Origin of the sequence: Pectobacterium atrosepticum (assembly GCF_000740965.1) — a bacterium.
In the GTDB taxonomy this organism is placed as follows: domain Bacteria; phylum Pseudomonadota; class Gammaproteobacteria; order Enterobacterales; family Enterobacteriaceae; genus Pectobacterium; species Pectobacterium atrosepticum.
This window is the reverse complement of the sequence record NZ_CP009125.1, coordinates 220,518-241,125: the sequence shown is the minus strand read 5'-3', so window position 1 is coordinate 241,125 and position 20,608 is coordinate 220,518. Positions and strand designations below refer to the sequence as shown.

Here is a 20,608-nt window from a genome sequence, read left to right as displayed (position 1 = left end):
GGGAATTCCTTAATGATTCATAAAAAAGCGCTGGGATTATTATGGAATCGGCAATAAATGCAACGCACCGCGACTTAAATCACGCAATTTCGTTGCCGCTTCCTCGGTTCCCCTGATAGGGAGAGAGAACCGCAATACGACGTCCACGCCATACTCGCTATGCAGCACTTTTCCGCCAAGCTGAAAGATCAGTGATTCCACCTGGGGCAACAGCGCATAGTCACATTGTAAGCCATACTCTTTTTGCAAGACCTTCTCTTGCAGCGATATCTGCTTCAGCGCTTGCTGAACGCCACCGCCATAAGCCTTCACTAACCCGCCAGTCCCTAGCGGGATTCCTCCATAGTAACGCACTACCACAGCCGTAATCTCACCGATACCGCTTCCCATCAATTGCGACAGCATCGGTTTACCCGCCGTGCCGGACGGCTCACCATCGTCAGAAAAACCAAGCTGTTGAGAATCGTCAGGCGCTCCTGCAACAAACGCCCAGCAGTGGTGCCCCGCCGAGGCATGTTCCTCTCTGACGTGCTGGATAAACGCTTTTGCCGCGTCGATTCCCGGCGTTGCCGCCAGGATCGTAGCAAAGCGGCTTTTCTTGATTTCCTCACTGAAGCTCACGGGCGCAGTAAGAATGGGATACGCGTGCATCAGGCCAGATTCAGGTCGCGCGTCATGTTTTCCACGCGCCCTTCATGAATGACAATATTATCCTCGATACGAATACCACCAAACGGTTTCAGCGCATCGATTTTTTGCCAGTCAAAGTGTTGACTACATGCACCCTCGCGCCACGGAGCGAGCAAGGATTCGATGAAGTAGATGCCCGGTTCGATCGTCATGACCATGCCAGGTTCGAGCACACGGGTACAACGTAGGTAAGGATGCTGCGTCGGTGCTGCCAGATGTGTACCGCGATCGTCTTGCATAAACCCAGCGACGTCATGCACCTGCAAGCCCAGCGGGTGACCAAGGCCGTGCGGCAGGAAAGGCGACGTCAGCCCCTGCTCTACCATGGCTTCTTCGCTGATATCCCGAACCAACTGATGTGATTTCAGCAGCTTCGCAATCCGCTGATGCATCTGAATGTGGTAATCGGTATAACGTACTCCCGCCTGCATGGTATCAATCAACGCGAGCATTTCCTGATTGAGATCTTTAATCAGTTGAGCAAAAGCCCCATCGCTCTGTGCCGAGTAGGTTCGCGTGAGGTCAGCGGCATATCCGTTATATTCAGCACCTGCATCAATCAGAAAGCTGCGGACATCGGAAGGCACCTGATGATCTAACTGGGTATAGTGCAACACTGCCGCATGTTCATTGAGCGCAATGATATTGCCGTAAGGCACATCGATATCCCGATGGCCAGTGGCCGTCAGATACGCCAAATTAATATCGAACTCGCTCATGCCAGAAAGAAACGCTTCATGCGCTGCACGATGACCGATAACCGCCGTCTTCTGTGCTTCACGCATGCAGGCCAGCTCGTAGTCTGTTTTGTAAGCGCGATGATAGTGCAGATAATCTAACACGCCCTGAGGATTGATATTGTCCGCCCGAATTCCCAAACCCTGTGCACGTTGTGGTGCATAGCCGATATAGGCAACGCGCTCACGCTGTGCTGGAAGCAGTTGCCCGATATCATCGGCATTGCGCAGCACGGCAATCTCAACCCCTGCGGTCCAGAAGCTCTCGGGCACCGGAGCAACGCTATGCCAGTAATCAACCGGCGAATAGAACCACAGCTTCGGCGGATTAACGCCATCAATCCATAGCCAGCAGTTCGGCACCTGCGTGACCGGCACCCAAGCTTTAAACTGCGGGTTAACTTTAAAAGGATAGTCGTGATCGTCCAGAAAAACGGTCAACAGCTCACCAGAATGAATCAGTAATGCGTCAAGCTTATGGCGCACTAAAACCGCCTGAGCACGCGTTTGCAGCGTAGCCAGATGGTGATGATATAAAGAAGCCAGCTTTTCCATGAGTATCCTTGTACGTCACGACTTGATCCCTCCATTTTAACACAGGCATCACCCAAGGGCAGCGTCCCATGCTTTGTGATCAATTCGGCAAAAAATTAATCTCCCGTTTGCAAAAAATTAACATTATAACCACAATTCGATTATCTGGTCATACCAGATCACTCACACAAACAGCGGAGATGAACATGCTTTATCAAGGTGAATCCCTCTACCTTAACTGGCTTGAGGACGGCATTGCCGAGCTGGTATTTTCTGCCCCTGGCTCTGTAAACACGCTAGATACCCGCACGGTTGCCAGCCTGGGTAAGGCGCTGGACGTTCTGGCGGAACAGCCGAACCTGAAGGGCTTACTGCTGCGATCAGACAAAGCTGCATTTATTGTCGGTGCCGATATCACGGAATTCCTTTCTCTTTTTGCCGCGCCGGCCGAAAAGCTGCATGAGTGGCTTGTCTTCGCCAACAGCATTTTCAACCGTCTTGAGGATTTACCCGTTCCCACGCTGTCCGCGATTAATAGCTATGCGCTGGGAGGCGGATGTGAATGCGTGCTGGCGACCGATTTTCGCTTAGCAACGCCAGATGCACGAATCGGGTTGCCTGAGACTAAACTCGGAATCATGCCGGGCTTTGGCGGCACAGTCAGGCTACCGCGTCTGTTAGGTGCAGACAGCGCGCTGGAGATTATCGCCGCAGGTAAAGACGTCAGCGCAGCCGATGCTTTAAAAGTGGGGCTGGTGCAGGCTGTTGTCGCTAATGAAAAACTGATTCCCGCCGCCATCAAGATGCTAAAGCAGGCCATAAATGGCGAGCTGGACTGGCTGGGTTACCGACGCCCGAAACTTGAGGCGCTGAAGCTCAATAAAATTGAAGCCATGATGAGCTTTACCACCGCCAAAGCGATGGTGCTACAAACCGCTGGGAAACATTATCCAGCGCCGATGTTAGCGGTAAAAACCATCGAAGCCGCCGCAACCATGACACGTGATGAGGCATTGCAGCTCGAAACGCAGCACTTCGTTCAACTGGCGCGTTCAAATGAAGCTCGCGCCCTCGTCGGCATTTTCCTCAACGGTCAATATGTTAAAGGAAAAGCGAAGAAGCTGATTGGCGAAACATCCGTACCAAAGCAGGCCGCCGTGCTGGGTGCGGGCATTATGGGCGGCGGAATTGCCTATCAATCCGCGTTCAAAGGCGTGCCAATTCGGATGAAGGATATCAACGAGAAGCCACTCGCGCTGGGGATGAACGAGGCAGCTAAGCTCCTGAATAAACAGATGGAACGAGGCAAACTGGACGGAATGAAAATGGCGACGATTTTGGCAAACATTCACCCGACGCTGGATTACGCCGGGTTCGAACGTACCGATATCGTAGTTGAAGCCGTCGTAGAGAACCCGAAAATCAAAGCCAGCGTATTAGCGGAAACCGAATTGCACGTTAGCGAGAATACGATTCTGGCTTCTAATACCTCAACGATTCCAATTGCTGTGCTGGCTGCATCGTTAAAACGACCGCAAAATTTCTGCGGTATGCACTTCTTCAACCCGGTACACCGCATGCCGCTGGTCGAAATTATTCGCGGCCCTAAAACCAGTGACAGTACCATCGCCAGCGTGGTGGCTTACGCCAGCAAGATGGGCAAGACGCCGATTGTTGTGAACGATTGCCCAGGATTCTTCGTAAATCGCGTCCTGTTCCCCTACTTTGCAGCATTCAGCATACTGCTCAGAGACGGTGCCGATTTCCGCGAGATCGATAACGTCATGGAGAAGAAATTCGGCTGGCCGATGGGTCCAGCCTATCTGCTGGACGTTGTCGGCATTGATACCGCTCACCATGCCCAAGCGGTGATGGCGGAAGGTTTTCCACAGCGGATGGCGAAAGACTATCGCGATGCGATTGACGTGTTGTTTGAGCATCAGCGCTTTGGGCAGAAAAATGGTCAGGGTTTCTACCGTTATCAAACGGATAGCAAAGGGAAACTGCGCAAAGAACAGGATGAAGCCGTAGATACGCTCCTTAAAGACATCAGCCAACCGAAAAAAACGTTCAGCGCAGAAGAGATTATCGCTCGGATGATGATCCCAATGATTAATGAAGTTGCGCGCTGTCTGGAAGAAGGTATTGTCGCCAGTCCTGCCGAAGCGGACATGGCACTGGTATATGGGTTAGGTTTTCCTCCCTTCCACGGCGGAGCCTGCCGCTATCTGGATACGTTGGGCAGCGAACGTTATGTCGAGATGGCGCAACAGCTGGCGCACCTCAGCGCCATCTATCAAGTGCCTGACGGCTTACAACAAAAAGCCAGAAGCAATGAAGGCTATTACCCATCGGTCGCGCCACACGCGGACGTTTCCCACGGTCAACCGGCATGAGGACAGGAAATATGGAAAAGGTAGTGATTGTTGATGCCGTACGCACGCCGATGGGGCGATCCAAAGGTGGAGCCTTCCGTCAGGTGAGAGCCGAAGACCTATCCGCACACCTGATGCGTAGCCTATTGAGCCGTAACACAGCGTTAGATGCCCGTGAGATCGACGATATCTATTGGGGATGTGTACAGCAGACACTGGAGCAAGGTTTCAACGTGGCCCGTAACGCCGCTTTGTTAGCTGAAATCCCGGTGAGCGTACCCGCAACGACAGTTAACAGACTCTGTGGTTCTTCTATGCAGGCGCTCCACGATGCCGCCCGTGCGATTATGGTTGGCGACGCGAATGTCTGTTTAATCGGCGGCGTTGAGCATATGGGACATGTGCCGATGAATCATGGCGTCGATTTTCATCCGGGACTGAGCCGCACTATAGCTAAAGCCGCAGGAATGATGGGGCTGACGGCCGAAATGCTCGCGCGTATGCACAATATTAGCCGTGAGATGCAGGATCAATTCGCCGCCCGCTCGCACCAACGGGCCTATCACGCCACCCAATCTGGCGCATTTCGCCATGAAATCGTCTCCACGTCAGGCCATGATGCAGACGGTGCGCTGCAGCGCTTCGATTATGATGAAGTGATTCGCCCAGAAACCACCGTCGATAGTCTTGCCGCTCTCAAACCGGCATTCGATCCGGTTAACGGCACGGTGACAGCTGGGTCATCCTCTGCTCTATCCGATGGCGCATCGGCCATGTTGATCATGAGCGAATCCCGCGCAGCATCATTAAGCTTACCAGTGCGGGCCCGCATTCGGGCGATGGCCGTGGTGGGCTGCGATCCCTCAATTATGGGCTATGGTCCTGTCCCAGCCACTAAACTAGCGCTGAAACGAGCAGGCTTGAGTCTGGCCGATATCGGCATCTTTGAACTGAATGAGGCATTCGCCGCCCAAACGCTACCCTGCATTAAAGATCTGGGTCTATTGGAACAGCTCGATGAAAAGGTCAATCTCAACGGCGGGGCCATCGCGCTGGGCCACCCACTCGGCTGTTCGGGGGCACGCATCTCCACCACATTGATTAATCTGATGGAAAGCCGCGACGCTCAGTTTGGAGTAGCGACGATGTGCATCGGCTTAGGACAAGGTATTGCGACGGTATTTGAACGCCCCTGAGCGTAGACAATCTCTGCAAGCAACTCCTGTAGAAACAAAAAATCCCACAACTGTGGGATTTTTACTGTTTATTTCTTACTGTCGCCGACGGCTTTAAATAAACGAAAACGCATCGCTGAACATGTGAGCTACCAACGCACCGCGCTCGTTACAAAAACGCTCACGCGCAATTTTCGCCATTTCAAAACGCCCGGCAATATAAATATCCTGCTCTGCCAGTGAGCCATAATCCTGCAGGACCGCGCTCAGAACGGTACCCGTTCTGCCATCCCATCCTTCTTCTGGCTGTTCGACAACAGGCACTACTCTCAGATTAGCGTGCTTGGCTGCAAAACCCTCAAGCTCTGTTAAATCATACAGATGCTGGGATTCACGTCCGCCCCAGTAAATGGAGATATCGCGATCGGGTTGCTGTGCAAGCGCGGTCAGCAGAATAGAGCGCACGTACGAAAATCCAGTTCCACCGGCAATCAACACCAGTGGACGCGTACTCTCTTCACGCAGCCAGGCTTCGCCATGCGGGATGTCGACCGTCAGGGTTTTTTCCTTGTGAATGCGTTCCATCACCGCCATCGCGTAAAGATTCAGTTCGGACGCCCCAATGTGTAACTCGATAAAGTTTTTATCCATCGGGGTTGATGCCAGTGAGAAAGGACGTTTATCCCGATCGCCCATGACTACCATCAAATACTGACCGGCCCGAAAGGAAAAAGGCGCTTCAGGTAATAAACGAACGCGATAGACCGTATCGGTTATGGCTTCTACCGAAGTCACTTTACAGCTCAATGTTGTCATGCATTCCCTCTATAGGGTCATAAAAGCAAAACTGAGAACAGGGCAGCCGTTAACGCCGGGGCTCTCTGTCACTAAAAATGGCCAATTCGTCCCATATTTCATCAATGCGGGCACAAACCTGCGGATCTTTCTTGATGGGGTGTCCCCACTCACGCTGAGTTTCACCAGGCCATTTATTGGTGGCGTCCAGACCCATTTTGGAGCCCAGACCAGAAACCGGTGAGGCGAAATCAAGATAGTCTATCGGTGTATTTTCCACTAATACCGTATCGCGTGCCGGATCCATGCGCGTCGTAATCGCCCATATCACGTCCTTCCAGTCGCGCGCGTTAATGTCATCATCGCAGACAATAACAAATTTCGTATACATGAACTGGCGTAAAAAAGACCAGACGCCCATCATGACGCGTTTGGCATGGCCAGCGTACTGTTTCTTCATGGTAACGACCGCCAGACGGTAAGAGCAACCCTCCGGTGGCAAATAAAAATCGACAATCTCAGGAAACTGCTTTTGCAGGATCGGCACGAAAACTTCGTTCAACGCCACGCCCAGCACGGCGGGTTCATCCGGTGGCCGCCCCGTATAAGTCGAGTGATAAATGGCATTCTGGCGTTGCGTGATATGCGTGACGGTAAAGACCGGAAAGTGATCGACTTCATTGTAATAGCCGGTATGGTCGCCATAAGGCCCTTCAGCCGCCATTTCTCCGGGTTCAATATAGCCTTCAAGAACAATTTCCGCACTGGCGGGAACTTCCAAATCGCTCGACAGGCACTTCACAACTTCCGTCTTATGCCCACGCAGTAAACCCGCAAAGGCATATTCCGACAGCGTGTCGGGCACGGGCGTCACTGCACCGAGAATCGTCGCAGGGTCAGCCCCTAGCGCAACAGCCACGGGGAAACGCTGCCCCGGATTTTCCTGACACCATTCCTGGAAATCCAGTGCGCCGCCGCGATGAGATAGCCAACGCATGATCAGTTTGTTTTTGCCTAGCACCTGCTGGCGATAGATCCCCAGATTCTGTCGCTCTTTGTGCGGCCCGCGCGTCACGGTGAGCCCCCAGGTGATGAGCGGCGCGGCATCTTCTGGCCAGCACTGCATCACCGGAATCCGACGCAGGTCAACATCATCACCCTGCCAGATCTGCTCCTGACACGGTGCCGAAGACAGCCGTTTCGTCGGCATATTCAGCACCTGACGGAACTTCGGCATTTTATCTACCAGATCGCGGAACCCTTTAGGTGGCTCTGGCTCTTTCAAAAACGCCAGCAGTTTGCCCACATCTCGCAATGCACTGACCTCTTCCTGTCCCATTCCCAATGCAACACGTTTCGGCGTGCCAAATAAATTGCACAGCACCGGCATGTCATAGCCTTTGGGGTTCTCAAACAGGAGGGCTGGGCCTTCGGCACGCAGCGTCCGGTCGGCAATTTCCGTCATTTCAAGGTAGGGATCGATGGGCTGAGTAATGCGTTTCAACTCCCCTCTCTCTTCCAGCAGCGAGAGGAACTCGCGTAAGTCACGGTATTTCATGCTATTCATCGGAGGCAGTCTATCGTTCTGGCTATTATAAAGTCTCTTCGCCAGCCTGTCGCTTCCCACAGCGCCTATTTATGGCAAGAATCTAATCACCATCAAGAATTCGATCGCCAGAATGTGGTAACAAAAATATCTGCCGAAAATTTTTTATCCGTGCTTGCTTTTGTTATGCTTGCCCGTCGGAATCATAAGTCTGCGAAATTATGGAAGCCTGGTACTTACTATATTGTAAACGTGGTCAACTGCTGCGAGCGAAAGAGCACCTGGAACGTCAGGAGGTAACCTGCGTGAGCCCGATGATCGCGCTGGATAAAATCGTTCGCGGTAAACGAACTGAAGTCTGTGAGCCGCTGTTCCCGAACTACCTGTTTGTGGAGTTCGACCCCGAGCGCATCCACACTACCACCATCAGCGCAACGCGTGGGGTGAGTAACTTTGTGCGGTTTGGCGCACTGCCAGCGACTATTCCGCAGCAGGTTATCGATGAGCTGTCACTTCGCCCCATGCAGGTAATCATTGATCCACTGACGCCACAGTCCGGCGATAGCGTGGTCATTACCGACGGTATTTTCTCTGGTCTTCAGGCTATCTACAGCGAACCTGACGGCGAAGCCCGCTCGATGTTGTTGCTGAATATGTTGAACAAGCAGGTCAGGCAGAGCATCGATAATCGCGAGTTTCGCAAAGCCTAGTCCTAACGCTCCTGACTATTTCCATCCGGCACGTTTACACCGCGCCGGATAAATAACCCGCTTAGCGTTGCATGTGTTGATCGTGTAGCCACTGTGCAACACGCTTGGCAAAGTAGGTCAGCACACCATCCGCGCCAGCGCGTTTGAAGCACAATAGAGACTCCATGACCACCGGTTGTTCCTGTAGCCAGCCGTTCTGAATCGCCGCCATGTGCATCGCATACTCGCCAGATACCTGATAAGCAAACGTCGGCACACCGAACGTATCCTTGACGCGACGAACCACGTCCAGATATGGCATCCCCGGTTTGACCATCACCATGTCCGCGCCTTCCTGCAAATCCTGCGCAATTTCCTGCAAGGCTTCATCGCTGTTGGCCGGGTCCATCTGGTAGGTTTTCTTGTTGCCGCCTTTCAGATTACTTGCTGAGCCCACGGCATCACGGAAAGGCCCGTAATAGCACGATACATACTTAGCCGAATACGCCATGATCTGCGTATTGATCAGGTTTTGTGCTTCCAGGGTGTCACGAATAGCGCCGATACGGCCATCCATCATATCGCTAGGCGCAATAATTTCTGCTCCGGCTTCAGCGTGAGACAGCGCCTGACGCACCAAAATCTCCTTGGTGACGTCATTAATCACATAGCCATCTTCATCAATAATCCCGTCTTGACCGTGCGTGGTATAGGGATCGAGCGCCACATCCGTCAGCAAACCCAGCTCTGGGACGGCACCTTTCAGCGCGCGGATCGTACGAGGAACAAGGCCATCCGAGTTATAGGCTTCTTCGGCATAGAGTGATTTCTTATCCGCTTCAATAACGGGGAACAGCGACAGTACCGGAACGCCGAGCTTAGCGATCTCTTCGGCTTCTTTCAGAAGCACGTCGATAGTCATCCGGTATACCCCCGGCATTGAGGGAACTTCCTGACGATGATTTGTCCCTTCCATCACAAAAACGGGATAAATCAAATCATTCACCGTCAGTTGATTTTCAGCAACAAGGCGGCGGCTGAAATCATGGCGGCGAATACGGCGCATACGTCGGCCGGGGAACGTGCCGGGAAAAGCATTGCTCATGTCATTATTCTCCTGAATCAGGCCAGCCGGAAAACCCGGCGGGCATTTTCATCTGTTGTCTGTCCCAGCCATGTGGCATCTTCTCCACGCCACTCCGCAATCTGGCGAATAATATGAGGCAGATAACAGGGTTCGTTACGACGGGATGCCGGTTTAGGGCGTAAACCCCGGGGTAACAGATAAGGTGCGTCGGTTTCCACCAACAGCCGATCGGCAGGAATATGTGGCAATAAGGCGCGTAGCTCAAGCCCACGACGCTCATCGCAAACCCAGCCAGTGATGCCAATCATCAGTCCCGCCGCCAGACACTCATCCAATTCATGGCGATTGCCGGTAAAGCAGTGAACCACTGCAGCAGGTAACTGGCTCAACCATGGCGTAAGCAGGGAAATAAAGCGGGGATGTGCATCACGACAGTGAAGGAAGACCGGTATGGACAGCTCAGCCGCTATCGCTAACTGTGCACTGAATGCCTGTTCCTGCTCTTCTGGGGTAGAAAAGTTACGGTTGAAATCCAATCCGCATTCACCAATGGAGACTACACAGGCAGCGTTTGCCATTTGGTGAAGCTGTTCGGCAATAGCGTCATTCCATTGGCTAGCATCATGCGGATGGACACCCGCCGTTGACCAACAGTAATCGGGATAGGCTTGCGCCAGCAGCATTGCCTGATGACTTTCCTGGGCGTTAGTTCCCGTGATTAAGATGCCACTGACACCCGCTAGCTTTGCTCGGATGACGACCTGCCCCCTATCTTTTTCAAACTGGGAACTGGTTAGATTGACACCGATATCAAACATGACTCTCACTCTGGCGAATAAAAAAATAAGACCTCTCAAAGAGAGGTCATTTTACCGTCCTGCCGCAGGAAACCGTGAGTTACTGCGATGGCTCTTCAGTTTCAGTCCGTCGTCGGCCTTTGCCAACATAAAACCGCGCGAAGAACACACCGATTTCAAACAGCAGGTACATCGGAATCGCCAGTAGCGTCTGTGAGAAAACATCCGGCGGCGTCAGCAGCATCCCGACAACGAATGCACCCACCAAAATATAAGGCCGCTTTTTCTTCAGATCTTCTGGCGTCACCACACCGCTCCAGCAGAGCAGCACAATGGCAACCGGCACTTCAAACGATATCCCGAATGCCATGAACAGCGCCATAACGAAATCGAGGTAGTTATTGATGTCGGTCGCAATCAACACGCCGACGGGCGCGGTTTTCGCAAAAAAGCCAAATGCCAGCGGGAATACCACAAAGTACGCGAACGCCATACCCGAATAAAACAGCAGGCTGCTGGATACCAGCAACGGCATCATTAAGCGACGTTCGTGTTTATACAGAGCAGGAGCCACAAACGCCCACACCTGATACAGCACCAAAGGCGCGGCGACAAACACTGAGACAATCATCGTCAGCTTTATCGGCGTAAAGAAAGGCGAGGCGACATCGGTCGCGATCATGCTGGCGCCCGCAGGCAATTGCTTGATGAGCGGGGCAGAAACCACTTGGTAAATGTCATTGGCAAAGTACACCAGTACAACAAATACCGCCAACACACAGATAATGCTGTTCAGTAGCCGCTTACGTAGCTCAATCAGGTGGCTAATTAGCGGTTGAGTATCTTCATCGGCCATAAACTAACGACTATCGCTCGGTTGGCGGGCAGAAGCAGCAGAAGGCTGTGACTGCTCAGGTTTGACATTATTGTTACCGACAGCTTCATCACTTGTGGCGTGGCGGCCATCATTGTGATTCTCAGCAACAGCAGCGTTCTCAGGCTCCTGCTGGCTGTCTGCCGGACGTACTGCGGTTTCCGCTTCAATCACCCCATCGTAGGCCGCTTCAGGATCGTTTAACGGGATATTGCTCTGCGGTTCCACCGTCGCACTATGATCACCTGATTTTTTGGGATCGTCTGATTTTTGCGGTGACGGTATCTCGGTATAGCCACGTTTCATCGCTTCTGCCGCATCTTTAAGTTCATCCATTGAGGCTTTCAACTCAGGCGACAGATTCTGCAAACTGGCTTTTTCGACTTTCTTCAGGCTTTCCTGAAACTCCTGGAGTTTCAGCTCCTGAGACAGTTCATTCTGAACCGTAGACGCCAGTGAACGCAGCGTCCTGATCCAGCTTGCAACCGTTCTGACTGCAACAGGCAAACGCTCAGGCCCAAGGACTATCAGGCCGAGAACCATCACCAATAGCAATTCACCAAAACCGATATCGAACACAGATTACACCTGCTCTTTATGCTGGCTCTTCGTGTCGCCCTGCTTGGCGTCTGATTGGTTGTCAGCGATAGATTTAGTAGAGAAATCAGCATCTGGCTGCGCTTTGTCTGCATTCGTGGACGGCTGATCGTCACCCATCGCTTTTTTAAAGCCCTTGATGGATGCACCCAGATCAGAACCCAGCGTTCTCAGCTTGTTGGTTCCGAACAGCAAGATGACGATAACTGCGATAATCAACAGGTTCCAAAGACTAATACCACCCATAACATTTACCTCTTTTCAAAAAGGGGAACGACAGAATTCTCGTTATTGTATCGGGTAATTCTGACGTGCATCATGATCTGCTTCAACGAGTTCGACGCCAACCGATAATCCAAGCGACAATTCCTGCCGCGATCAACCCTGTGGGAACCATATCGGCTTCAACACGACTGATCAGTAACAACGTACCACCGATTAGCAGCGTTGCGCCAATACCCAAAAGATATCGTGACTGTCCTTGACGTGCCTGCTGCGTTCTCAGCTCATATGCCAGCTTATCGACGCTTTGTTTTAACATCTTATGCTGACGAAGTCCGTCATAAAAAAGTTCAGGGATTTCCGGTAATTTCTCAGCCCAGAACGGTGCCTTTTCTTTGAGCGCACGAAAAACCGCAGGTAAACCGACCTGTTGCTTCAGCCAGCTCTCCAGAAACGGCTTAGCCGTTTTCCACAGGTCGAGCTGCGGATAAAGCTGCCGACCAACACCTTCAATATACAGCAACGTTTTTTGCAGCAACACCAGTTGAGGCTGTACTTCCATATTGAAGCGACGCGCCGTATTAAACAAATTCAATAATACATGGCCGAACGAAATTTCCGCTAACGGCTTCTCAAAAATCGGCTCACAGACCGTACGAATAGCAAACTCAAAATCTGCAACATTGGTGTCTGGAGGCACCCAGCCCGAATCCACATGCAGTTCGGCGACTTTGCGATAATCACGGTTGAAGAAGGCGATAAAATTCTCGGCCAGATAGCGCTTATCTTCTTTATTCAACGAACCGACGATACCACAATCAATCCCGATGTATTGCGGGTCTTCCGGGTGATCGTAACTAATAAAGATATTGCCGGGATGCATATCCGCGTGGAAGAAACTGTCGCGAAATACCTGCGTGAAGAAAACCTGAACGCCGCGTTCTGCCAGTAACTTCATATCCGTGCCATTGGCTTTCAGCGCGTCGACATCAGAAACAGGAATACCGTAGATACGTTCCATTACCAACATACTTTCTCTGCAATAATCAGAATAAATTTCCGGCACATACAGCATCGGGCTATTCTCAAAATTACGCCGTAGTTGGATGGCATTTGCCGCTTCTCGCAGCAAGTTCAGCTCATCAAGTAACGTTTTTTCGTATTCCATCACCACTTCGCGCGGACGCAAGCGGCGACCATCCGGCAACAGGCGGGGCAACCAGCCAGCCAGACGTTTCATCAAGCGCATATCTGCCTTGATGACTGGCAGAATATCCGGGCGGATCACCTTGATAACGATTTCTTTTCCCGTACTTTTCAGACGGGCGGTATGAACCTGTGCAATCGAGGCCGAGGCCAACGGTTTGATGTCAAAATCATCAAACCACTCTTCAAGAGGGATACCCTCCATCGCCAACTCAATCTGCTCACGCGCCAGTTTGCCATCAAATGGCTCAACCTTATCCTGCAACATCGCCAGTTGATCGGCGATAGCGGGCGGGAACAGATCGCGGCGCGTCGACATCATTTGCCCAAACTTAATCCACACTGGCCCCAATTCCTGAAGCGCTAAACGCAGACGTTCCCCTAAAGGCATGTTGCGGTGGCGATTAGGTAACCAAAATAGCAGGCGACGCCCCACACGCAGCGGAAACGTCAGACGCATCTTAGGAATGAGTTCGTCCAGACCGTAGCTCAACAGTACACGCACAATGCTGTAGAGGCGGCGTAATTCGCTGGGCGTCATCGTAAAGCCTCCAATTTCGCCAGCCGTTCGGACAACGTATCGACGGATTTATCCAGCGCAACAATTTCCTCATGGAACCAGGCATTCTCCAGTTTTCCCGGTGCCAATCGCCACTCTTCCGTTAACGTCTCGGAAAGGAAATGTTGCTGCTGATGTAATGACCGTCTCAGGAAACTCAGTGTTTTCTGTGCCGTCTGGCTAAGCCCCTGAGCAACAATATCGCCCAGATAAGGGGATAACCATTCAGCCGGATCGCACTCCGCCAGATCACACAGCACGATGAACTGTTGAACGACTTGAATATCGCCTTCAATGATCAGTTCGCCGCTGCGCATCAGCGACGATAGCTGTTGACGATCGCGTAATTTCATCAGAACCGGAACGCGTGTTTTCAGACGGCAATCAGCCAACTCGTCCCACTGGCTAACAACATCCAGCCGCTGTTCGTTAAACACCAGCACCAAGGGGACATCCAGTTCAGCCAGCTCGATCTGGAGTGTTTTTCCCTGTAAGCGCTGACGGGCAGATTTCATGCTTCGATCACAAGAAAAAGCGTCGTGAAAAAGCAGCTGATTCAGCGCGGTTTCCAGCGTGGCTGTCAGAAAAGACGTTATCAGCATTGGCGTTTCCAATCAGAATTTAAACCCACGATGCAGCGCAACGATTCCACCGGTGAGGTTGAAATAGTTAACACTGTCAAAACCAGCGTCGCTCATCATCCCTTTCAGCGTTTCCTGATCGGGGTGCATGCGGATGGATTCAGCAAGATAGCGATAGCTTCCGGCATCGCTTGCCACCGCTTCGCCAATCCTCGGCAGGATATGAAATGAATACGCATCGTAAATAGTGCTCAGCTGTTTAATCACCGGTTTGGAAAACTCCAACACCAGCAACCGACCACCGGGCTTCAGAACACGGTACATGGAGCGCAGCGCTTTGTTTTTGTCCGTCACGTTGCGCAGACCAAAGGAAATAGTAATGCAGTCGAAGAAATCATCAGGGAACGGCAGCGCTTCTGCATTGGCCTGCACGTAGTTGATATTGTCGATAATGCCTTTGTTACGCAGTTTCTCGCGGCCCACCTTCAACATGGATGCGTTGATATCCGCCAGAATGACTTCACCGCCCTCACCAACCATACGGGAGAACTTGGCAGTCAAATCCCCTGTTCCTCCAGCAAGATCCAGAACGCGCTGATTACGCCTGACTCCACTGCACTCGATAGTGAAACGCTTCCAGATACGGTGAATACCAAAAGACATCAGGTCATTCATCAGGTCATACTTTGCCGCTACAGAATGAAAAACCTCAGCCACCATGACTTCTTTTTCATCCTTGGCGACAGTCCGAAAACCAAAGTCGGCCGTTTTCTCCTGCTCACTTGCCATCTTATCCGCCTACTATTTCAGTCAAATTTCGGGTCTACCCATTAATGATGAGAGTGTACCAGACCCGTATAAAAACCCCACTGCACTAATTTCGCATAGCATGGGTGCCAAGCCCGCGAAATCCATACCTATTTATATCCGTCAGACTTCAAACTGCTTGTGCGTTGGCTACGCTCCTTCACCCTCCGTTTTTACGGTTGGGGAGGCAGTTTCAGGTGCTATAGAACCCAGTAATTCATCGTGTTCAGTGTGCTCATGGGCCATTGCTTTTTCTGCCAATGACGGGCTGATCGTGCGTTTAATTTCTACACCCAGCGCGCGAAATCCCTCAGCTTGGCCAATAAGGTTACCACGCCCAGACGAAAGTTTATTCATCGCCTGACGATAAGTGCCCTGTGCTTTATCCAGACTCTGCCCCAGCGCCTCCATGTCATCCACAAACAACCGCAGCTTATCGTACAGCCGTGAGGCTTTTTCGGCGATCTGCTGTGCATTGCGACTCTGTTGTTCATAGCGCCATAAATTGTTGATAGTACGTAATGCCACCAGCAGCGTGGTCGGGCTGACCAGCATAATATTGTTCTTTAGCGCCTCGTTGATCAACTCGGGCTGGCGATCGATAGCGACCAGAAAAGCGGGTTCGACGGGAATAAACATCAGTACGTAGTCCAGAGAACGCAGCCCCGGAAGCTGTTGGTAATCTTTGCTGCTCAACTGCCGAATATGGCTGCGAACCGAGAGTAAATGTTCGTTCAGCGCCGCACTACGTTCTACGTCATCGTCACTATTGAAATAGCGCTCGTAGGCCACCAGCGACATCTTGGCATCGATCACAACATCTTTACCCTGCGGTAAACGCACGATGACATCGGGTTGCAAACGGCTATTTGTCCCCGTTTGCACGCTGACCTGTGTTTGATATTCATAGCCTTCACGCAGACCGGAGGCTTCCAGCACACGGCTTAACACCACTTCGCCCCAGTTACCCTGCGTCTTATTGTCGCCTTTCAGCGCTTTCGTCAGGTTGATGGCCTCGTGTGCCATCTGCGCGTTCAGCTGTTGCAGATTGCGGATCTCATGTGCCAACGTGTGACGCTCGCGCGCTTCCGCGCCAAAACTGTCCTGCACCTGGCGACGAAACCCATCAAGCTGGTCACGCAACGGCATCAGCAGCTTATCCAGACTCTGTTTATTTTGTTCATCCACCTTGCGGCCACTGTGTTCGAAAATGCGGTTCGCCAGATTCTCAAACTGTGTCGTCAACCGCTGTTCGCTGCTTGCCAGCAGCCGCTGCTTCTCTTCCGCTGCCATACGGGTTTCTTCCAGCCGAATAGTGACTTCCCGCAGTTCGGCTTCCTGCGCACTATTGATTTCACGCAACGTCCGCAGTTCCTGATTTAGCTGCACGCATTCAGTGCGGAGTTCGCCAAGTTGTTGCAGCTTTTCATGGCTGGCAGAGAGTTGAGCGTGAACCGTGCGCAGTTCCAGCTCGTTTTGCCGCAGTCGTTGTTCATCCTGCTGCTTTGCCTGCTGCTGTTCACTGAGTGACTGTTGAGTCTGCTGCAATGTCTGCGCCAGCAACCGCTGTTCAGTATTATGCTGCGACAGCTTCTGCTGATGAATCAGACTAGCAATTAACCACCCGATCAGCAGACCCACCGCACCACCGCCTAGACCATAAAATATGCTGATATCCACTTTACCTCCGCAGGCCTTTCACGCTGTCGGTCAAGGTAAAATGATACTGTATGGATGTCCAGAAACAATTCAGGAGGGGAGTCGGTTGAGCCGAAAAATGCGAGCCGCATTCCATATGAGTATCAACAGACGATAATTTGCAGAAGAATCAGAGCGATAACAAAGAAATCCCCCAACGCGAAGCACCAACGTTGAGGGAACTTAAGGTATAGCGTAGACCTATTCTAGTAATGCTTAGGCTAAGCGCTGTTTCGCATCGCTAATCGCTTTAGCGACCTGCTGCGGTGATACGCCACCTTGTGCAGCACGCTTATCCAGACAGGATTGCAACGCAAGAATCGGGTATACGTCATTGCCAATCACCGCACTGAATTTTTGCAAATCGGTCAGCGGCAGTGCTTCCAACGCTTTGCCCTGACGAATGGCTTCAACCACCGCTTCACCCACGATGTGGTGCGCTTCACGGAACGGGACGCCTTTCGCGACCAGATAGTCTGCCAGCTCTGTAGAGTTTGCGTAGCCTTGCTCAGCGGCTTCTTTACAGCGCGGACGTTTAACCTGAATGCCTTCCAGCACCAGACCCGCCATCATCAGGCAGTCGTGCCAGGTATCCAGCGCATCAAACAGCCCTTCTTTATCTTCCTGCATGTCTTTGTTATACGCCAGCGGCAAGCCTTTCAGCGTCATCATCATGCCGGTCAATGCACCCTGTACGCGACCGCATTTACCGCGAATCAGCTCCAGCGCATCCGGGTTTTTCTTCTGCGGCATCAGGGAGGAACCGGATGTCACACGGTCAGACAGCTCGACGAACGCGGCTTCACCGCTATTGAAGAAGATCAGATCTTCAGCAAAGCGCGACAGGTGAACCATGCCAATTGAGGCGTTGGACAGCAGTTCCAGCACATGATCGCGATCGGAAACCGTGTCCAGACTGTTGCGCGTAGCAGAGGCAAAGCCCAGCCAGTCTGCTAACTGCTCACGGTCAATCGGATAAGCCGTTCCTGCCAGCGCCCCGCAGCCCAGCGGGCTGACATCCAGACGCTTCAGCGTATCTTCCAGACGACTTTCATCACGAGTTAACATTTCATGATAAGCCAGACACCAGTGTGCAAACGTCACTGGCTGCGCGCGCTGCAAGTGGGTGTAACCCGGCATTACGGCATCCTGATTGGCTTCTGCCGTCGTGACCAGCGCCTGACGCAGCTGGCGTACCGACAGCAGCAGCTCTGCAATCTGTGCCTTGCACCACAGTTTCAGGTCAGTTGCGACCTGATCGTTACGGCTGCGACCGGTATGCAATTTCTTACCTAAATCGCCGACTTTCTCAATCAGGCGCAGCTCAACCCAGCTGTGAATGTCTTCTGCATCGCTTTGCAGGATCATCTCAGGATCGGCTTGTACCTCAACCAGCAGCGCATCCAGCGCCTGTTCCAGTTGTTGCTGTTCCTGCTCGCTGAGCACATTGACCGTCACCAACGCTTTCGACCAGCCAATCGAGCCAACGATGTCCTGTTCCGCCAGACGGTAATCAAACCGCAGTGAGTCATTAAATTGTTTAAAACGCTGATCTGCTGCCTGACTAAACCGACCGCCCCACAAAGCCATAACCATTACTCCCAGAATGTAATTCATGTTGGTATCGCATCATGCCATACCCAGAAACGACTTACGCCAGAATACGCGTGCCGATAGCCACACCGCTGAACAGCGCGGGCAGTTGCTCGGCATGACGCCAGCTGGCGATATCAACCGGACGGCCCAGCGCACGAGCGGCATCCAGCGCAGCGTTAACCTTAACAATCATGCCGTCGGTGATGATGCCCTGAGCAATCAGTTGCTCGGCTTTCTCCGCCGTCATTTCGGCAATACGCTGGCCTTTACCGTCCAGAATGCCACTAACATCAGACAGCAGGATTAAATCCGCGCCCAGCGTTTGCGCCAGCGCCGTTGCCGCCTGATCGGCGTTGACGTTCATCAGGTCACCCTGCGCCGTAATACCGATGGAGCTGACGACAGGCAGATAGCCCGCAGAAAGCAGCGTGTTCAGCAGCGCTGGCGATCCTGCTTCCGCTTTACCCACAAAACCCAGAGATTCATCTAACTGCGTTACCGTCGTGCTGTCACCATCGCCCAGGCACAAACCCACAGCGTTGATATCATGCTTCTTCGCCCATGACAGCAGCGTCTTGTTGGCTGAACCCGCCAGCGCACCGGTAATGATGTCGATCTGATCGGCAGGCGTGACGCGCAGGCCGTTTTTCTTCACGACAGGCAGCGACAGTTTCTTCATCAGTTCATCCACCAGACAGCCACCGCCGTGCACAATCACCAACGGACGCTGATGTTCCTGACGGTAAGCCACCAGTGCTGTGAACAGGCGCTCCAGCGCTTCTTCGCTATCCAGTAAAACGCCACCTAACTTGATAATTAACGGATTCATTATGCTTCGTGCCTCGAAATGTCGGGACCAGTAGTCATTAAATTAACGATTGGGTTTCAGGGAAACCAAAACGAATGTTCATGCATTGCACAGCCTGTGCCGCCGCGCCTTTCAGCAGGTTATCTTCGGTTGCCACCACGATGAGGTGCTCACCGTCAACGGCGAAACCGATATCGCAGAACGGCAGGCCAACAACAGATTTCAGCGCCGGAACGCCCTTATCATACAGACGAACCAGCGGCTTATCGTGATAAGCGTTGTGATAGGCTTCAGCGACATCCTGCTGGGTGACGCCCGGCTGCAGGCGACAAGTGATGGTTTCCAGAATGCCACGGGCGAAGTTGCCCAAATGCGGCGTGAAAATCACTGGCGTACCGAGATGTGTTGAAATTTCAGGCTCATGGCGGTGGTTGAAAATACCATACGGTTGCAGGCTGACTTCACAGAAGCTGCTGGTCAGTGATGCTTTACGCCCCGCGCCGCTCACTCCGCTCACGGCATTAATCACCGGCCACTGGGCTGAATTCAGCAGTTGAGCATCAAGCAGCGGCTTCAGCGCCAGCTGCGCAGCCGTCGGATAACAGCCCGGTACTGCAATCAGCTGTGCCTGTTTTACGCTTTCAGCGCGCCATTCCGCCAGCCCGTAAACCGCTTTTGCCAGCCAGTCGGTGTGCTGATGTTCGAAGCCATAATAGCGACGATAAAATTCGGCATCCTGTACGCGAAACGCGCCGGACAAATCAAAAACAGTGCAGCCTGCCGCCAGAAAAATCGGGGCCAAATCGTGGCTGACTTTGTGGTCAGTCGCCAGAAAAACAACATCCACGCCCTTCGCCGCTTCTTCAGCATCAGTCAGCGGTTTTACCGGTATATCAATGATGCCTTTGAGCTGCGGATGTAAATCAGAAATCAATTTTCCTGCATCGACACTTTGCGCAGAAACCATCAAAGCGGTTATGTTCATCTGTGGGTGACGGTTCAGGTAGAGCGCAAGCTCAGCGCCGGTATAACCACTTGCACCAACAATCAGCGTATTCAGCATGGGATCCGTATACCTTCTTATTTATCTATGGAACAGGTAACAGGGTTCACCAGCGTCGATACGCTGCTCACCCGCGAAACTCAGTGAAAGTGACGAATCGTCATCGCCGTACCTTTGGGTTTCCTTTCGCCGAGCAATATTGTATTTTTATTCAAAATAAATGCATGAATAT

General features: G+C 52.3%; 19 protein-coding genes. 3 read left to right on the top strand and 16 right to left on the bottom strand.

The window, feature by feature from the left end:
- Positions 1 to 39: 39 nt before the first annotated feature.
- Entirely contained in the window at positions 40 to 651 is a 612-nt protein-coding gene (locus GZ59_RS01075; protein ID WP_039289522.1) for an IMPACT family protein, read from the bottom strand.
- On the bottom strand, positions 651 to 1,982 hold the full coding sequence (gene pepQ / locus GZ59_RS01070) for a Xaa-Pro dipeptidase (protein ID WP_039289518.1): 1,332 nt from the start codon (positions 1,980 to 1,982) through the stop codon (positions 651 to 653). The genes GZ59_RS01075 and pepQ overlap by 1 nt, the downstream gene beginning before the upstream one ends.
- A gap of 185 nt (positions 1,983 to 2,167) precedes the next feature.
- Here pepQ and fadB point away from each other — a divergent pair, with 185 nt between their 5' ends.
- Positions 2,168 to 4,357 carry a fatty acid oxidation complex subunit alpha FadB gene (gene fadB, locus GZ59_RS01065; RefSeq protein WP_039289515.1) on the top strand — a complete coding sequence of 730 codons (2,190 nt, stop codon included), beginning with the start codon at positions 2,168 to 2,170 and terminating at the stop codon, positions 4,355 to 4,357.
- 11 nt (positions 4,358 to 4,368) lie between these two features.
- Entirely contained in the window at positions 4,369 to 5,532 is a 1,164-nt protein-coding gene (fadA, locus tag GZ59_RS01060) for an acetyl-CoA C-acyltransferase FadA (RefSeq protein WP_039289511.1), read from the top strand.
- 93 nt (positions 5,533 to 5,625) lie between these two features.
- On the opposite strand, the gene fre is transcribed toward fadA, so the two are convergent.
- Together fre and ubiD are read right to left on the bottom strand one after the other, a co-directional pair.
- Positions 5,626 to 6,327, bottom strand: coding sequence for an NAD(P)H-flavin reductase (gene fre, locus GZ59_RS01055; protein WP_039289508.1), 702 nt, complete (start codon positions 6,325 to 6,327; stop codon positions 5,626 to 5,628).
- 49 nt (positions 6,328 to 6,376) lie between these two features.
- Complete coding sequence (gene ubiD, locus GZ59_RS01050; protein WP_039289505.1) at positions 6,377 to 7,873, bottom strand: 4-hydroxy-3-polyprenylbenzoate decarboxylase; 1,497 nt, start codon at positions 7,871 to 7,873, stop codon at positions 6,377 to 6,379.
- 200 nt (positions 7,874 to 8,073) lie between these two features.
- On the opposite strand from ubiD, the gene rfaH reads away from it, so the two are divergent.
- Positions 8,074 to 8,562 carry a transcription/translation regulatory transformer protein RfaH gene (rfaH, locus tag GZ59_RS01045; protein ID WP_011091843.1) on the top strand — a complete coding sequence of 163 codons (489 nt, stop codon included), beginning with the start codon at positions 8,074 to 8,076 and terminating at the stop codon, positions 8,560 to 8,562.
- 61 nt (positions 8,563 to 8,623) lie between these two features.
- Here rfaH and hemB read toward each other — a convergent pair whose 3' ends face one another.
- The 12 genes from hemB to argC form a co-directional block, all read right to left on the bottom strand.
- Positions 8,624 to 9,646, bottom strand: a complete 1,023-nt coding sequence (hemB, locus tag GZ59_RS01040) for a porphobilinogen synthase (RefSeq protein WP_039289503.1) — start codon at positions 9,644 to 9,646, stop codon at positions 8,624 to 8,626.
- 17 nt (positions 9,647 to 9,663) lie between these two features.
- Complete coding sequence (gene tatD, locus GZ59_RS01035) at positions 9,664 to 10,446, bottom strand: 3'-5' ssDNA/RNA exonuclease TatD (protein ID WP_039289501.1); 783 nt, start codon at positions 10,444 to 10,446, stop codon at positions 9,664 to 9,666.
- Positions 10,447 to 10,525: 79 nt separating this feature from the next.
- Positions 10,526 to 11,281 carry a Sec-independent protein translocase subunit TatC gene (tatC, locus tag GZ59_RS01030; protein WP_039289497.1) on the bottom strand — a complete coding sequence of 252 codons (756 nt, stop codon included), beginning with the start codon at positions 11,279 to 11,281 and terminating at the stop codon, positions 10,526 to 10,528.
- Between the two features lie 3 nt (positions 11,282 to 11,284).
- Positions 11,285 to 11,878 (bottom strand): Sec-independent protein translocase protein TatB, encoded by a 594-nt coding sequence (tatB, locus tag GZ59_RS01025; RefSeq protein ID WP_039289495.1) that lies wholly within the window; start codon positions 11,876 to 11,878, stop codon positions 11,285 to 11,287.
- Between the two features lie 3 nt (positions 11,879 to 11,881).
- Positions 11,882 to 12,142 carry a Sec-independent protein translocase subunit TatA gene (gene tatA / locus GZ59_RS01020; RefSeq protein ID WP_011091838.1) on the bottom strand — a complete coding sequence of 87 codons (261 nt, stop codon included), beginning with the start codon at positions 12,140 to 12,142 and terminating at the stop codon, positions 11,882 to 11,884.
- 82 nt (positions 12,143 to 12,224) lie between these two features.
- Positions 12,225 to 13,865, bottom strand: a complete 1,641-nt coding sequence (gene ubiB, locus GZ59_RS01015) for a ubiquinone biosynthesis regulatory protein kinase UbiB (RefSeq protein ID WP_011091837.1) — start codon at positions 13,863 to 13,865, stop codon at positions 12,225 to 12,227.
- Positions 13,862 to 14,485 (bottom strand): ubiquinone biosynthesis protein UbiJ, encoded by a 624-nt coding sequence (gene ubiJ / locus GZ59_RS01010; RefSeq protein WP_039289491.1) that lies wholly within the window; start codon positions 14,483 to 14,485, stop codon positions 13,862 to 13,864. Before ubiJ ends, ubiB begins: the two co-directional genes overlap by 4 nt.
- Before the next feature lie 12 nt (positions 14,486 to 14,497).
- Positions 14,498 to 15,253 (bottom strand): bifunctional demethylmenaquinone methyltransferase/2-methoxy-6-polyprenyl-1,4-benzoquinol methylase UbiE, encoded by a 756-nt coding sequence (gene ubiE, locus GZ59_RS01005; RefSeq protein ID WP_011091835.1) that lies wholly within the window; start codon positions 15,251 to 15,253, stop codon positions 14,498 to 14,500.
- 168 nt (positions 15,254 to 15,421) lie between these two features.
- Entirely contained in the window at positions 15,422 to 16,951 is a 1,530-nt protein-coding gene (rmuC, locus tag GZ59_RS01000) for a DNA recombination protein RmuC (RefSeq protein WP_039289488.1), read from the bottom strand.
- Positions 16,952 to 17,185: 234 nt separating this feature from the next.
- A complete protein-coding gene (gene argH / locus GZ59_RS00995) occupies positions 17,186 to 18,559 on the bottom strand; it encodes an argininosuccinate lyase (RefSeq protein ID WP_039294630.1) in 1,374 nt (457 codons plus the stop codon).
- 61 nt (positions 18,560 to 18,620) lie between these two features.
- Complete coding sequence (gene argB / locus GZ59_RS00990) at positions 18,621 to 19,394, bottom strand: acetylglutamate kinase (protein WP_011091832.1); 774 nt, start codon at positions 19,392 to 19,394, stop codon at positions 18,621 to 18,623.
- A 37-nt stretch (positions 19,395 to 19,431) separates the two neighbouring features.
- The gene (gene argC, locus GZ59_RS00985; protein WP_011091831.1) at positions 19,432 to 20,436 is read right to left on the bottom strand and encodes an N-acetyl-gamma-glutamyl-phosphate reductase; all 1,005 of its coding nucleotides are present in this window, start codon (positions 20,434 to 20,436) and stop codon (positions 19,432 to 19,434) included.
- Positions 20,437 to 20,608 lie beyond the last annotated feature (172 nt).